This window comes from Hyalangium minutum, assembly GCF_000737315.1.
GTDB classification, from domain to species: Bacteria; Myxococcota; Myxococcia; order Myxococcales; family Myxococcaceae; genus Hyalangium; species Hyalangium minutum.
The window spans coordinates 389,390-404,902 of the sequence record NZ_JMCB01000013.1 but is presented as its reverse complement, the minus strand read 5'-3'; the positions used below and the strand labels follow the sequence as shown (position 1 = coordinate 404,902).

Below are 15,513 nucleotides of genomic sequence, written 5' to 3'. Positions count from 1 at the left end.
TAAGTCTCCTTGGATAAGTCCAAAAGGTGGGCTGAGCACCCACGTGACGAGCAAAGGGCGGCCGACCGTAGGCACACGCCGCACCCGAGTCAACGCTCAGAATGCAGTGTTTACCGGCGGCGGCGGCCTCGCTGAACAGTAACGAGCAGCAACAGCCACGCCACCGAGGCAGACCCGCTGCCCACGCCACAACCGCAACCGGTGTCGGCTCCTTCGTAGAACTGGGGCAGCAGGTCCACGATGTAGTCCGGAGGGGGCGGAGGGGGATCAGGAGGCCGAGGGTCCTTGCCCGTGGCGGGAGTCCATTGATTGGGAGGCCCAGGATCCGGCGGAACGGGATCATTCCCCGGCGCTGGGGGAGCCGTGGCGAGCAGGCCCGCGCGCGCCAGGAAGGTGCCCACCACGTACTCGCGCCGAAGCGGGCTCACGAGTCCCTCCAAAGGCACGGTGAGGAAGAGCACCTCGCCATTGGGCGCCGAGGAGATGCCGGCCGACAGATCCGTGCCGGTGTAGCGCAGCACGGAGGTCCCTCCCGCGGCGGGTGCGAGGACATCGGGAATGCCCACCGCGAGCCCGCCCCGCGTGCCGTCATCAAGCTGGAGCTCCATGGCAGCGGAGAGCCAGTCGCCCGGCTGCCCCTCCACGAGCAGCGAGGACGAGCCACTGCCCACCGCCGCGCGGAGGATCTCGGCGAGGAACGCCTGATCGTCCGCATCCCCCGCGGCGAGCCGGGACGCCACGTTGCTGCCAGAGAAGAGCAGGTGCCCCCCGCTCTGAACGAAGGTGCGCAACCCGTCCTGCTCGGCCCGGGAGGGAGCCGCGCCGCCCGTGCCTCCCCGGCCGGTGAACCAGTCCACGAGCCGATAGTTGGAGAGGCTCACAAACCCGGCAGCGACGGCCTCGTTCGTCGCGCTGTCGAAGGCCACCGCGTGCTTGGCGACCGCTGCCCCATGCCGGCGCACGGAGGAGCCATCGTTCATGGTCTCCAGGATCATCCGCAGCGGAGAGTTGAGGCCAAAGCGCGACAGGTCCTCGGGCCGATCCATGGTCGCGTCCAGCCGATCGAACGCATGGATGATGAGCGCAGGCGGCGCCGTGCCCACCCGGGCGCCCACGGTGTCCGACGGGAAGGACTCACCGCCCTGGTTGATCGCCGCGACGCGGAAGTAGCGCGTGGTGCCCTCCGGGAGGTTGAAGGTGTGCGAGACACCCGTCTCCTCCGTGCCCTCGTCCCAGGCCAGCCCGTCCTCGCTCTGGTAGACCCGGTAGGCCGAGGCTGCGTACCCACCCAGATCGATGGAGTCCGTCGCCGGAGGCGACCAGCGCACCTCCACTCCGCCCGTCACGTTGCGCGCCGCCACCACGGTGGGAGGCTCCGGCGGCAGCTGCACGGTCTTGCCGTCCTTCGTGGCGAAGTACTTGATGATGCCCTGCAGGATGGCGCGCGCGGCGATCCGGCGGAACTCCGGCTCCTTCAAGCGATCCGCGTCCGCTTTTGCATCGTGGTAGGCGATCTCCAGGAGCACGGCGGGCGTCTCTGGGTTGTGCCTCGGGTTCACCTCGCCCAGGTCGGCCGAGCGCAGGTTCCGCACCCTCCAGTTCGGATCCACGGCGGCCTTGAAGTCCTTCTCCAGCTCGGCGCGAATCGCGGTGCCCAGCTCCAGACTCCCATCCACGCCCGTGAAGTTGAGCGTGCCGTCCACGGGATTGGGCCCATAGACGTAGACCTCCGTGCCCACGACGGTGGCGTTCACGGCATTGGTGTGCCACGCAACGTAGATGGCGTCCTCACCGTCCTCGTGATCCCAGGCCGCGAAGCGAGAGCGCGCGCTGACGTCGCTGGTGCGCTCGTTGGACAGCCCATTGGCGCCCGTGGGCGCGAACACCGAGGCGGGCGCCCCATTGAACTGCACGTGGTAGCGCGCGCACTCCTCGTAGCGAGGCCGGTCCAGCGGCCCCATGGTCGCGTCGCCAATCAAGCCCGAGCCGCCGCCGATTCGCACCGCATCCAGGGAGACAGTGCCCGTCCCCGTCGAGTCGTTGAGCGCCAGCACGGCCCCCTTCTCCGGGCTCTGCCCCGCCCGGAAGTAGAACCGGCCGAGCATCACCCACGTCCCACCGTGGCGGCGCTGGTCGACGCGGAAGTGGGTCTCTCCCCCCGCGTGCTTCACCACGAAGTGCGCGTCATGCACCCGTGAGGGCTCCGCCGCGTAGGAGACATAGACGTAGTAGCTGCCGTCCGCGGGGATGCGCGGCACCCACGAGGCCGAGGCCGTTGGATTGGGGGACACGGCCATCAGCCGGCTCCCGCCCAGGTCGAAGGGCCGCACGTCGTTCGCCATCGGCGAGGGCGGAGGCCCCCACCCCGGTACCGTGGCGGAGCTGAAGAGGGACTCGGTCCCGGTCTCCGAGTACTCCGGGTCGCCGTTGTTGACGATGACCATCCGAGGGTTGAAGTCCGTCTCGCGCACCGGGACGACCCGGGCCCCCGCGCTCATCAGCATGGGCAACAGGTACTGGCTGAGCGTCTCGGCGGAGACCAGGTCCTCGACAATGTCGTTCGTGTTGTCCCGCTGCGTCGCCCAGCGCGCCAGCGGAGCGCTCCGGAAGAAGCCATGTCCGGGGCTCAGGTACACCGTCTTCCCGGACAGCGCCCCACCTCGCATCCGGGTCTGTGGCAGCCCCGAGGCGGCCCCACGCGCCCCATCCCGGTCCTCCCGGCGGACGAGGGGCAGCGAGGCCGCCTCCTTCATGCTCGCCTCATAGGACCGGGGTTCCGGCAGTGGGACATACACAGCCCCGGGAGGCTCCAGACCGCAGTCCTGGGGCGCCTCGAAGGGCATGGGCTGGGCCCCGGCCAGCGCGGGGAGCAGCACACAGATCAAGCTCGAACACGAGAGAGAGAGAAGACGTGCCATGCTGGGCGCGGACCATAGGACTCCAACGGCCCTCGCGCGAGCACGGCAATCCGGCCCGCGAATGCTACCCTGCCCCACCGCTTGCCTATGAACGATCCGGCCCCTCCTCGCACCCCGTTCCCGTCTCGCGGCGGCGTGGGACTGCTCGCATCTTTCCGCTATGCATGGACGGGGCTCATCCACACGGTCGTCCACCAGCGCAACATGCGCGTCCACCTCGTCTCCGCCGTGCTCGTGGGGCTGGTGGGCAGCGGCATCCCCCTGGGGCTCGCCGAGAAGGTGACGCTCATCTTCTGCGTCCTCCTCATCTTCTTCGCGGAGATCCTCAACAGCGCGCTCGAGCACCTGGTGGATCTCGCCGTCCAGCAGTTCGACGAGAAGGCCCGGCTCGCCAAGGACGCAGCCGCCGCGGGCGTCATGGTGCTGGCGTTCGGCACCGTGGTCATCTTCGCCGCGCTGCTCGTGCACAACTGGAGCGTCGTGCTCAACAGCGGACCGCAGATCGCGCGGCAGGTGGCCCTCGGCCTGCCCTTCACCGCCTGCGTCACGCTGCTCGTGCTGCCACGCTCCCGGCCCGCCTGGGTGGACGTGGCCGCCTTCGTGGTGGCCGCCGTGCTCTTGGGGCTGCAGGCCACGCGCACCGCCAGCTCTGTCTTCACCGCGCTCACCGCGGGCCTGCTCGTGATCGCGGGAGCCGCGGCGCGCACCCGGCGCCGCGAGGCCCTGGGGCAAAAAAAAACCGGCTCGTCGCCGGTTTCGCACCAAACCTAGGGGCGAGAGCCCCGGAACCCGTCCGGAACTCGCTCGCCCGCTAGGGATGCAAGAGGGACCCTACGCCCCTAGACGCGAGGCTGCCAACCCGGGGCCGTCTCGGCCGTCACCTGGGCAACATCCTCCGACTTCTCACCCTGCTTGAGCTCCTCCGTCACCAGATCGAGCAGCTCCGTGGCCACGCCGATGATCTGCTGGGGCGTGTAGCCCGTGGAACGCAGCTGCGCGAAGAAGGTGCGCGCCAGAATCCGGGGACCCTTTTGGTCGGTGCTCAAGGAGGTATCTCCAAAAAATGAGGGGACTGCGTCAACTCGCATGCTACAGGGTTCAATCCCCGTGCCAGCGAACGAGCACTTGCCGGATTCCTCATGATCTGCGGACGGTTAACGAAGGCCGGGGGCTCCGCAGGGCTCCGGGAGGATGCGAAGCAGGCTTCGCACCCCCCTGTGCATTCCTGGGTTTACCGGCAAGGGGTGCATAACAGGGTACACACCCAAGCCCTGGTAACAGCCTGTGTTTTCAAGGGCTTGCATTCTGTCCCAGGGCCAGGGATACGCGCCCCACAGCAGGGAGACGAGCGCACATGGCGTACCGCATCAACAACATCGGGCTGTGGCTGGACGAGCCGGAGGAGCTGCTCGGCGAGCGAGCGGCCGAGAAGCTGGGAGTCACCCGGTCCGATCTGGCCTCGGTGCGCGTGGTGCGCTCGGTGCTGGATGCCCGGAAGAAGGGCAGCCCCCGCTACATCTATACACTCGAAGTCACGCTGGTGCCGGGACGGAAGCCCGCGCGCCTGCCTCCGGATGTGGGCGAGGCGCCTCCGCCGCCCGAGCCGCTGCCGCGCGTGAAGGAGCCGGAGCGCTGGCCGCTCATCATCGGCACGGGCCCCGCGGGGCTGTTCTGCGCGCTGGGGCTGCTGGAGCGCGGGGTGCGGAGCATCCTGCTGGAGCGCGGGCGCGAGGTGGTGACTCGCCGCAAGGACGTGGCGAAGCTGATGCGCGACGGCTCGCTGGACCCGGAGAGCAACATGAACTTCGGCGAGGGCGGTGCTGGGGCCTACACGGACGGCAAGCTCTCTACGCGCATCAACCACCCCATGGTGCGCAAGGTCATCGAGACGTTCGCGCAGTACGGAGCGCCGGATCACATCCTGGTGGAGGGCAAGCCGCACATCGGCTCGGACCTGCTGCCGGGGGCGGTGGCGCGCATCCGGGACATGCTGATCGCCGGGGGCTGTCAGGTGCTCTTCGAGCACAAGGTGGAGGATCTGCTCTACAGCGACGGCCGGGTGGCGGGCGTGAAGCTGGTGGACGGGCGCACGCTGGAGAGCGATCGGGTGGTGCTGGCACCGGGCAACTCGGCGCGCGAGCTGTACGAGCGCTTCGCGAAAGATGGGCGGGTGAGCGTCGAGGCCAAGCCGTTCGCGCTGGGCTTCCGGGCGGAGCACCCGCAGGGGCTGATCAACAGCATCCAGTACGGGAACGCGGCGAAGAACCCGAAGCTGCCGCCAGCGGACTACAAGCTGGCGGAGAACCTGGAGGTCGATGGCGAGGTGCGCGGCGTCTACTCGTTCTGCATGTGCCCGGGCGGCATCGTGGTGCCCACGCCCACCGAGGACGGCCTGCAGTGCACCAACGGCATGAGCAACTCGCGGCGCAACGCGAAGTACGCGAACGCGGGCATCGTCGTCACGGTGTCCGTGCAGGACTTCGAGCGCGAGGGTTTCCACGGAACGCTGGCGGGGCTGGAGTTCCAGCGCCACTGGGAGAAGAAGGCATATGAGCTGGGCGAGGGCCGCTTCTTCGCTCCGGCGCAGACGATCCCGGACTACCTGGCGCGGCGCGTGAAGAAGGAGCCAGGCGGCACCAGCTACCGGCCGGGACTGGTGCACGCGGACTTGAACCGCCTGTTCCCCGAGCGCCTCACCGAGTCCATCAAGCAGGCCCTGCGCGGCTTTGATCGGAAGATGCGCGGCTTCATCAGCGACGAGGGCAAGCTGATCGGCATCGAGAGCCGCACCAGCTCGCCGGTGCGCATCACTCGAGGCGATGATCTCCACTCTGTGTCGCTTCGTGGGCTCTACCCGGCCGGCGAGGGTTGCGGTTACGCGGGAGGTATCGTTTCCTCAGCCATTGATGGCCTGCGCATCGCTGAGCAGATTGCCGGGGAGCTGACCTAGGAGCTGGCCTGGGAGCCTGCCTGGCGAGTCGCCAGGGAGCTCCCCAGGAGTGAGGAGCCCATGCGTTACCGCGTACGCACCCCCGAGGGGGAGCTGGAGTACGAGAGCATCCTGCACGTGGAGCAGGCCTATGTGGCGGGGCTCGTGGACCCGGAGGACGAGGTGCTCGAGGAGGGCGGCACCCTCTGGCGCAAGGCCGCCACGATCCCCACCCTGGCGCGGGCCCGTGGCACCGGCGTTCAGTCCTGGGCCCATAAGAACGCGCAGGTGCTGGGCATCCTCATCGCGGCCGCTGCGGGGCTGCTCGCGCTGATCCTCATGCGCATGGGCTATGGCCTGTGGGCGCTGGCTCCCGCGCTGGCCGCGTCCTCGCTGGCGGGACGGGTGACGTACAAGGCCTTCAACCGGCGGCGCTGAGCCTCCTCGCCTGCTCTGCAGCCCGGCGGCGCGGCGCCTGCCGACAACCGTCGCCCAGAGCACACATGTTCTTCCCGGGAGGGCCTACGGGCCCGGGTCCGCGGCTCGCGGAGAAAGGGAGGACACCTCGTGCTCAACACCTATCTGTCCCGAGAAGCGGCTCGGAAGCTCCGGCATGGCGCCTTCTGGCTGCGCAGGGAGGACATCCTCTCCATGGATGGCACGCCCGTGGTGGGCGAGCCGGTACAGCTCCGGGACGAGGACGGACAGGTGCTGGGGCTGGGCGACGTGGACCTGGAGGCCTCCTTCCCGGTGCGCCGCCTGGGCCTCCCGGAAGAGGCCGTCGAGGGCCTCATCCCCCGCCACATCCGCCACGCCCTGGAGCGCCGCGCCCGCCTTGTGGATGACCCGCGCTTCTGCCGGTTGGTCAACGACGACGGCGATGGCTTGCCCGGCCTGATCGTCGACCGTTACGAGACTCACTTCGTCGTCCAGACCCTCACCCGGCCCATGGATGCTCGCATTGAGGAGATCACCCGCGCCATCGTGGAAGTGGCGGGGGCGGGCTCGGTGCTGCTGCGCAACGACTCGGCCCGGAGAAAAGCCCTGGGGCTGGCGCCACAGAGGCCCCACGTGCTGTACGGCAATCCGCCGCGCTGGTGCCGTCTGCTGGAGTTGGGAGCCCGCTTCACGGTAGACCTCACCTACGGGCTGAACACGGGCTACCACTACGACCAGCGCGAGGTGCGCAAGTTCCTCTCCCGCCTGTCTCGCGAGGCGCGGGTGCTGGACCCGTGCTGCAACGTGGGCGGCCTGTTCATCCACGCGGGACTCCATGGGGCCAAGCAGATCCTCGCCTTTGACGCGGATGCGGACGCGGCGGACCTGGCCCGGGAGAACGCCGAGGCCAACGGCCTGTTCGGGCGGGTGAAGGTGGAGTCGGGCAAGGCGCTGGACGTGCTGAAGGCGGTGACGGACACCTTTGACCTGGTGCTGCTGGACACCCGGGACGCGGGGTCGCCGGAGGACTTCATCGAGCATGTGCGTCGGGCGATCCAACGGACCCGTCACGGGGGGCGGCTGCTGCTGACGGGGTACCACCCTCCACTCCCCGTAGGGTCCTTCGAGGAGCTGGTGGCCGAGGCCTGTGAGCGGGAGCAGCGGGTGGCCTTCCGGCTGGCCCGGCTCGGACTGCCTCCAGACCACCCCTCCCCGGTGAATACCCCAGGGGCGGACTACCTGGACGCGGTGGCACTCGAAGTGAATTGAACACAATCGCGCCCCGGGCGCTCCGGGGTGTTAGTGTCGGCTCACGATGACGACTGACAACCCGGCTGAGACCCCAGCGCCCGCCACCGAGGGTGGCTCCGTCGAGACCGTTCGCAAGGTCTACGCAAAGGACTTGCGGGAGAAGGACCGCGTCAACACCGTCTTCCGCGTTACCCAGAAGAACAAGGTGACGGCCCGCAGTGGCAAGGTGTTCCTGGCGCTCTCGCTCGCTGACAAGAGCGGCGAGGTGGATGCCCGCATCTTCGACAAGGTGGACGCCCTGGACCCCACCTTCAACGCGGGCGACCACGTCCTGGTCCAGGGCCACGTGATCAACTTCCACGGCAAGCTGCAGGTCGTAGTCGAGAGCCTCGATCGCCTGGATCCCGGCCCTCTGGACCTCCAGGAGTACGAGCCGCCCCCCGCCCCTCCCGCCGAGGAGGCCCCCGCCGAGAAAGCCCAAGACAAGGGCCCGGAGGAAGCTCCGGAGAAGGCCCAGGACAAGGGCGGCCAGGACAAGCCTCCGCAGGCCTCCGAGAAGCGCGAGGAGCCGGCGCCGCGCTCCGGCCGGGACGATGGCGCGGGAGCCCGGGCCGCCGGTCTCATCCGCGAGATCATCGCCGAGCGCGTGAGCGACCCTCACGTGAAGCAGCTCCTGCTGGCGTTCCTCGACGACCCGCAGATCGCCGCGGGCCTGCCCATCGCTCCCGCAGCCAAGGGCATCCACCACGCCTACAGGGGCGGGCTGGCCGAGCACCTGCTGTCGGTGCTGCGGCTGACGCTGCGGGTGGCGGACCACTACCCCATGGCGGATCGGGACCTGCTGCTGGCGGGCGCCCTGCTCCATGACGTGATGAAGGTGGCGGAGATCTCCCCGGAGAAGGGGTTCGATTACACCGACGAGGGCAAGCTCGTCGGCCACCTGGTGATGACCGCGCAAAAGATCCGCGAGAAGACCCTGGCCATCCCGGGCTTCCCGCCGGCGCTCGAGCACCACCTCACCCACCTGGTGCTCGCGCACCACGGAAGGCTGGAGCACGGCTCGCCCAAGCTGCCCATGACCCTCGAGGCGCTCATCGTCCACTCGCTGGACGCGCTCGACTCGCGGATCGCCTCGTGGCTGGAGGCCATGGCGCGCGATCCGAACGATCGCTGGACGGAGAACCTCAAGCTCTACGATCGCCAGCTCTGGAAGGGCGCCGCGCCCACCGCCCGGGGCAAGTCCCCCGTGGAGACGCGCCGCAAGTCGCGCGAAGAGCGCCGCAAGAACAAGGAGAAGGGTGGCGCACCCCAAGGTGAGCAGGCCGCTGGCGCCACCACCGAGGGCGCGCCCCCGGCCGCCCCTCGCAAGGAGCGTCCGCCTCGGGAGGATCGGCCGAAGCGCGAGCGTCCTCCCCGCGAGGACCGTCCGCCGCGCGAGGGCCGTCCGCCTCGGGAGGACCGCCCGCCTCGGGAGGACCGCCCGCCTCGGGAGGAGCGTCCGCCCCGCGAGGAGCGCCCGGCGCGTCCGCCTCGGGACCCGAGCACCTTGCCCTCGGAGCTGACCTTCAAGCCCTTCAGCGCACTCACCTCACTGGTCCCCAACTCGGAGTCCCCCAAGAGCGACGCGCCCTCGAAGCCCGAGGGTGAAGGCAACACGGAAGGCTGAGTCATGTCGAAGCGTCGGCTCGGAGAACGCCTGATCGAGGCCGGCCTCGTGACGGCCGAGTCCGTGGAGAAGGCCCTGGAGCACCAGCGGCTCACCGGCTACAAGCTGGGAGACTGTCTGGTGGAGCTGGGCCTGCTCCAGGAAGCCGCGCTGCTGCGCTTTCTGGCCGCCGAGTTCAACACCCGCTTCGTCTCGGCGGAGAAGCTGGCCAAGGCGAAGCTGCCCCCGGAAGTGATGGACAAGCTCCCGGTGCGTCTGGCCGAGGCCCAGACGGTGCTGCCGCTGGCGTACGATCCCGAGCGCAAGCTGCTGTCCGTCGTCGCGGCCGAGCCCCAGAACAAGGCGTTGCTGGACGAGATCGCCCTGGTGACGGGCGTGTCCGAGGTCTACGCCTACGTGGGCCTGCGCAGCGCCATCGCGGCGGCCATCAAGAAGCACTACTACGGCGATCCCACGGCGTTCTCGGCGCTGGAGTCGGGCAACAACCACCCGCAGATCGCCCGAACGGACGCGGCCACGATGGCCAACGCGTACGACGCCACCGGCACCGGGCCGCGGAATGTGCCGAACCTCCAGCTCCGCATGGACACGGATTCCAGCCTGCGGACGAGGGCTCCAGGCACGCAGTCACTGCGGCTGAACACGCAGATGCGCGAGGTGATGGGCGCCTCGCGGGCGGCGGTGTCCGAGAGCGACTACATCGAGACGCTGACGATCCTCGTGGGGCTGCTGGAGCAGGAGCGGCAGCACCACCGGGGGCACTCGGCGCAGCTGGCTCGGCAGGCGACGATCGTCGGGAAGCGCATGGGCCTGGCGCCTCGGGAGCTGGCCTCGCTGGCCATCGCCGCATACCTGCACGACCTGGGCAAGTCCTCCGAGCGCCACCACACGCTGGCCAGCAACGCCGCGAACGACGACTGGAAGACGGAGGCCAAGCGCCTGGCACGAACGCCGGTGAAGCTGTTCGAGCCCGCGCACCTGCCGGCGGCGGTGAACACCATCCTCTCGCAGCTCTACGAAGCCTATGACGGCACGGGAGTGCCGCTGGGCACCAAGGGCGAGGAGATCGCGCTGGGCGCGCGGATCCTGGCGGCGGTGGACAGCTTCCTCGATCTGACGAAGAACCCGGCCAACGGGCACGGCAAGCTGTTCCCCAAGGCGCAGGCGCTGGACCACCTCCAGAAGAACGCGGGGGTGCTCTACGATCCGGTGGTGGCGGACATCGTCGGGCAGGTACAGAGCGGCGAGCTGCTGCGCCACCGCATCGTCCAGGACGGGCGTCAGGTGCTGATCGCCGAGTCGGACGAGGCGATGCGCACGGACATGCTGGAGTCGGTGCTCCGGATGGGGCTGGTGGTGCATGCGTTCTCGACGCTGGAGGGAGCCCTGGACGCGCTGGTGCAGCGCGAGTGCGACGTGCTGGTGGTGAGCCTGCGCTTCGGCATCGCGGACGTGATGGCGGTGCTGCAGGGCGCCCGGGGCATCCCGGAGTGCGGTGGCCTGCCCATTCTGGTGCTCGGGGAGCCGGACGCGTCGGCCCGGGACCGGATGTTGATGGTGGGGGCCTCGGCGGTGGAGTCTTCCTCGGACACGGAAGCGGCGGCCAAGCGGGTCAAGGAGCTCTATGACGACCGCATCCTGCACAACGGGCCCGCGCGCGTGGTGCACGGCAGCTACGACGAGCTGCCCCAGTTGGAGCTGCTGAAGACCTTGGCGGCGGGGAAGAAGTCGGGCCGGCTGCACCTGCGGCACCACTCGCTCGAGGGATACCTGCACCTGGAGCACGGCAAGGTGGTGTACGCGTCCTATGCCGGCCAGTCCGGCGAGGCGGCCATGCAGGCCCTGCTCAAGCTCAAGCAGGCCGACTTCCAGTTCGATCCGGACGCCCTCCTGCTGGAGATGCCTCACCTGGATAAGGACCTGGCGCTGGTGACCAAGGAGCTCACCACGCGCAAGGTGGCCAGCGCGTAGTGAGGTATGGCCTTGGATGTAAGGCCATACTGGCTGTCCTAGAACCACCAGTGCAGTGCCCTTCAGTACGGCGCCCAGACAACACATTGAGCGTGCGTTTCTGAACCGACCTGGGGCGCTGCTGTTGAAGCGTGAAAGCTATCAGCGTCGGCCCGAGGTTTGTCCTGCTCGTCGGCCAAGGCCTGTGGCTGATCTCCGCATGCCGCCAGCCCTCTCCCGCGGCGCTCGACGGAGGTTCTCACATTGAAGTGGCTCGCCCCATCCCAGGCACACACACCCCAACCCCTCGCAGTGGGACTTCGAAGGGCCGCGGTCCTGCTCCTTCTCGGAACCGGCACCCTCGCGCTTGGCGCGGTGGACGTATCCGTGACGGCCGGAGACACACGGACGGCCGCGCAGATCGCGTCAGCAAACGCATATGCCTCGTACACGGCTCCCAGCGACAAGGTGAAGCATGTCGCGACGACCGGAAGCAACACCAGCGGCGACGGCTCCCTCGGAAGTCCATGGAAGACCATTGAATACGCTGCCCAGCAGCTCACGAAAGGCCAGACGCTGTACGTTCATGCGGGCACCTACCCCGACGTGTATCTGAACCTCAACTCCTCAGCCTACGATGATGGCGATGCCGACGAGCCCATCACCCTCCGGAATGCTCCCGGTGAGGCGCGCCCGGTCCTCGTCGGCAAGCCGCCTAACTCCGATGGCTCGATAGACCCCATCATCAGGGCGACCCGGCCTTATTGGATCTTCGACGGGCTCGAGTTCGACGGCAAAGGGCGCTTCCAGAACGCCGTCAAGCTGAGCAGCAATCACCTCACCTTCCGGAACAACCTCGTGCGCGACCAGGGACGCGACGCGGTGCTGGTCGACGGCCAAGACATCTATCTCTACAAGAATGAGATTCGTGACGTGTGGGAGGCTTCGGGAAGCGGCTCCGCGAGCTGCACCACGAACGCCAGTTGCGACGACGGTGAGGTGTGCTCCCGTGACTTCTCGGGAGTGGGAACGTGCCGGACCCGGCAAGACGGGCATGGCATCGACATCGTCTCCAACGCGGCGCGCATCCTGGTGAAGGAGAACAAAGTCCACGACGTGAGCGGAGATGGGAGCCAGTGCTCCGGACCCGCGCAGGGCTACACCCCGGGCTCCAGCCCCGTGGACATCACCTTCGAGGGCAACGAGATGTACACGTCGCCTGATAACCTCGGCTACACCGAGAACGCCATCGACATCAAAGACTGTGCACAGATCACGATGCGCCGGGAGAAGTACCACACGTACCACGCAGTGCCCTCCTCCACGGGCAACAGTTCGGGAGGCAGCGTCATGGTCTTCCACATCCAGGCCCAGAAGCTGCTCCTCGAGGACTCCGAGATCTCGGATGCCTGCGAGGGCATTTCCATTGGCAATGAGAACTGGACCACCGAGACGGTGGGCAACATCCTCATCCGCCGCAATGTCTTCCGGGACATCTACAAGGGCGCCAATGGCTGTGATGCCGACACCTCCAATGGCTACGGCATCAGCGTCAATGTCCTGGGAATGGGCAACACCGGCGGCATGGATATCTATAACAACACGTTCGCCACCGACGTCGGCGCCCTGAAGACCACTCATTGGAATTCCGGGAAGACCACGAGCGACGTCGACTTCTGGAACAACATCGTCCTCACCTCGAAGGCGAACGCGGAGTGGGTGCACCTGGAGAGCGCCTACATGAGCGGTGTGGAGCTCGACTACAACCTCTTCTTCCACACAGACGGCTCGCAGAACCACTTCAGTTGCAACGACTCCATCGTCACGGGACTCACCAACTGGCGGGCCTCCTCCTGCAACGAGGGAGGCACCTTCGAGACGAATAGCTCCATCGCCGATCCCAAGTTCATGAACGCGGCGGGAGATGACTACCGGCTCAGCGACGGATCCCCTGCCATCGACACAGCCCTGAGCAGCACCGGGCTGACCGCGTGTGGCTCTGCTCCCGACAAGGGTGGGATCGAGAAGTGCTCTGCGGAGGATCCTGGCAATGGCGAAGGCCCTCCCCCCACGGATCCTCCGGTCGACGACACCGATTGGCTCCTGCAGGTGGGGACCACCGTGGACGAGTACGGCTACGCCACCGCGGTGGATGGCTCGGGCAACGTCTTCGTGGCTGGGTACAGCACGGGCAGCATGGATTTCACCAATCAGGGAGGCAAGGACGCCGTCCTGCGGAAGTACAGCTCGACGGGCACGAGCGATTGGGGCCGGCAGCTCGGCAACGCGGGCGAGGAGCACGCCTACGGCGTCGCCGTCGACTCATCCGGGGCGCCAGCCATCGGCGGCCTGACGGACAACGCGCTGTACTCGACCTATTACGGTGGAACCTATGACGGCTTCCTCTCGCGCTACGACTCGAGTGGAACGCGTCAGTGGATCCAGATGATCGGGACCGCCGAAGAGGACGGCGTGTATGCCGTTGCCTCCGACGGGACGAATTACTTCGCCGTGGGCTACACGTACGGAGCGCTCACCGGGACCAACGCGGGCATGCGCGATGCGTTCGTGGCGAAGTACAACGCCTCCGGCACGCAGCTCTGGGTCCGGCAGCTCGGGACGGCCGCGGATGACGTCGCTTATGCGGCCACCGTGGACTCGAGCGGAAACGTGTACCTGGCTGGCTTCACGAGTGGCACGTTCAGCGGCCAGACCGCGGCCGGCGCCAAGGATGTCTTCCTCGCGAAGTACGACTCGAGCGGCACCCTGTCCTGGGTCAAGCAGTGGGGAACCCCCGCGGATGACATCGCGTGGGCGCTCGCGATGGCGGGCTCCAGCATTGCCATGGGCGGCTCGACGCAGGGCAGCCTCGCCTTTACCCACCAGGGAGGGGTCGACGCGTTCGCGGCCAAGTGGACCACCTCCGGCACGCTCTCCTGGTCCCGGCAGCTGGGCTCGGCCGCGGACGAGTGGGCCTACGGTGTGGCGGGCGATTCGAGCGGCAATGTCTACATCACCGGCACGAACCGCGGCCCTCTCTACAGGGAGTACGTCGGCGGCTATGACACCTACCTGGCACGCTATACGTCGAGCGGCACTCGGGAGTGGATCAAGCACCTGGGCTCCACGGACGACGAGGTCGCCCGAGGCGCGGCCGCGAGCGGGACGTCAGTGGTCTACGTGGCTGGCGGCACCCGCGGGGCGCTCCCGGGCAAGACGAGCGTGGGCGGAAAGGATCTCTTCCTGGCGAAGTACGTGACGACGGACGTCGCGGACGAGAACTGGGACTCGGGCAACTTCCGGTATCTGGCGAAGACCGAGGATGATCTGCTCTCGTTCGTCCAGCGGCTCTCCCATCCCAAGGCCGGTGGCTACGGCAAGGTGAGCAGCGGGCGAACCACGGACTTCAACGCCTTCGTGGACGCGCTGCTGACGGCGATCAACCAGACGGTCGCCAATCCGAGCACGGGAGACTGGTGCGATGTGAAGGACAAGGCCACCGCCGCGGGCTACGCCGTGCAGCGGTTCTATGACCAGGGCACGGGGCGGTGGTTCGTCTATGGCTATGACACGACTTCCTTTGGTCAGGCGTACTTCTTCATCAATCCCTACGCCAAGCGGAACATCATTCTGGAGGTCCCGCATGAAGGGTACGAGACCAACACCGGCGCCCAGGGAGCCCGGCTCTTCCGCTCGCTGGCCGCGCGGGCGCTGATCATCAACAAGGAGCACCGGTGCTCGGATCCCGACTACTCGACCTGCTCGGGCCAGACGTCGGTCTGCACAGGCTCCACGCTCGAGGGCTATCGCGAGTCGGATGTGGCGCACCACGAGCAGAACACGCTCCACCTGCTCCACAAGAAGTTCACCGATCTCGAGACGGGAACACGGTTCGTCCAGTTGCATGGCATGACGGGCTCGCTCACGGACATTGCAGAGGTCAGTGACTCGACCACGAGGGATGTCGAGAGCACCTCGGTGTCCGTCACCTTCGCGAACCTGCTGGATGCGCAGGTCCCCAATCCGAGCGCAGTCGCCTCATGCCAGGAGACCAACGGCGATCCACCGTCGGGGCTGTGCGCGGCCAACAACGTCCAGGGGCGGTACACCAACGACACGACCCTGAACGTCTGCACGACGGGCACGAACCAGCTCTCCAACCGGTTCCTCCACCTGGAGCAGCACCCCACGCTGCGCGATGACGATCCCTCGGACGGCTACTACTGGGGGGATGTCTCGAAGGCGCTCGCGGGAACCTGGGGGTGCACGATGAACAACGGCTCGACGGACTGCACGCTCGGCGAGTCCCCGCAGACGGTCCATGCGGACCTGAGCTGTTCTCCGTAGTCTCAGCCGTAGCA

At 67.8% G+C, this 15,513-nt stretch carries 9 protein-coding genes; 7 read left to right on the top strand and 2 right to left on the bottom strand.

The window, feature by feature from the left end; genetic code table 11:
- Positions 1 to 110 precede the first annotated feature (110 nt).
- Positions 111 to 2,753: a golvesin C-terminal-like domain-containing protein gene (locus DB31_RS30500; protein WP_240486963.1), complete on the bottom strand. Its 2,643-nt coding sequence runs from the start codon at positions 2,751 to 2,753 to the stop codon at positions 111 to 113.
- 252 nt (positions 2,754 to 3,005) lie between these two features.
- Here DB31_RS30500 and DB31_RS30495 point away from each other — a divergent pair, with 252 nt between their 5' ends.
- On the top strand, positions 3,006 to 3,689 hold the full coding sequence (locus tag DB31_RS30495) for a diacylglycerol kinase family protein (protein WP_044193868.1): 684 nt from the start codon (positions 3,006 to 3,008) through the stop codon (positions 3,687 to 3,689).
- Between the two features lie 68 nt (positions 3,690 to 3,757).
- On the opposite strand, the gene DB31_RS30490 is transcribed toward DB31_RS30495, so the two are convergent.
- The gene (locus DB31_RS30490; protein ID WP_205628587.1) at positions 3,758 to 3,964 is read right to left on the bottom strand and encodes a hypothetical protein; all 207 of its coding nucleotides are present in this window, start codon (positions 3,962 to 3,964) and stop codon (positions 3,758 to 3,760) included.
- A 308-nt stretch (positions 3,965 to 4,272) separates the two neighbouring features.
- Here DB31_RS30490 and DB31_RS30485 point away from each other — a divergent pair, with 308 nt between their 5' ends.
- The 6 genes from DB31_RS30485 to DB31_RS45325 all read left to right on the top strand — a co-directional run bounded on the left by DB31_RS30485 (position 4,273) and on the right by DB31_RS45325 (position 15,499).
- Complete coding sequence (locus DB31_RS30485; protein WP_044193865.1) at positions 4,273 to 5,868, top strand: NAD(P)/FAD-dependent oxidoreductase; 1,596 nt, start codon at positions 4,273 to 4,275, stop codon at positions 5,866 to 5,868.
- A gap of 60 nt (positions 5,869 to 5,928) precedes the next feature.
- Positions 5,929 to 6,285, top strand: coding sequence for a hypothetical protein (locus tag DB31_RS30480; protein ID WP_044193863.1), 357 nt, complete (start codon positions 5,929 to 5,931; stop codon positions 6,283 to 6,285).
- Between the two features lie 129 nt (positions 6,286 to 6,414).
- Positions 6,415 to 7,554 (top strand): class I SAM-dependent rRNA methyltransferase, encoded by a 1,140-nt coding sequence (locus DB31_RS30475; RefSeq protein ID WP_044193860.1) that lies wholly within the window; start codon positions 6,415 to 6,417, stop codon positions 7,552 to 7,554.
- Positions 7,555 to 7,600: 46 nt separating this feature from the next.
- Positions 7,601 to 9,202: a 3'-5' exoribonuclease YhaM family protein gene (locus DB31_RS30470; RefSeq protein ID WP_044193858.1), complete on the top strand. Its 1,602-nt coding sequence runs from the start codon at positions 7,601 to 7,603 to the stop codon at positions 9,200 to 9,202.
- A 3-nt stretch (positions 9,203 to 9,205) separates the two neighbouring features.
- Positions 9,206 to 11,173 carry an HD domain-containing phosphohydrolase gene (locus tag DB31_RS30465; protein ID WP_044193855.1) on the top strand — a complete coding sequence of 656 codons (1,968 nt, stop codon included), beginning with the start codon at positions 9,206 to 9,208 and terminating at the stop codon, positions 11,171 to 11,173.
- 366 nt (positions 11,174 to 11,539) lie between these two features.
- Positions 11,540 to 15,499 carry an SBBP repeat-containing protein gene (locus tag DB31_RS45325; RefSeq protein WP_052420363.1) on the top strand — a complete coding sequence of 1,320 codons (3,960 nt, stop codon included), beginning with the start codon at positions 11,540 to 11,542 and terminating at the stop codon, positions 15,497 to 15,499.
- The last annotated feature ends 14 nt before the right edge of the window (positions 15,500 to 15,513 follow it).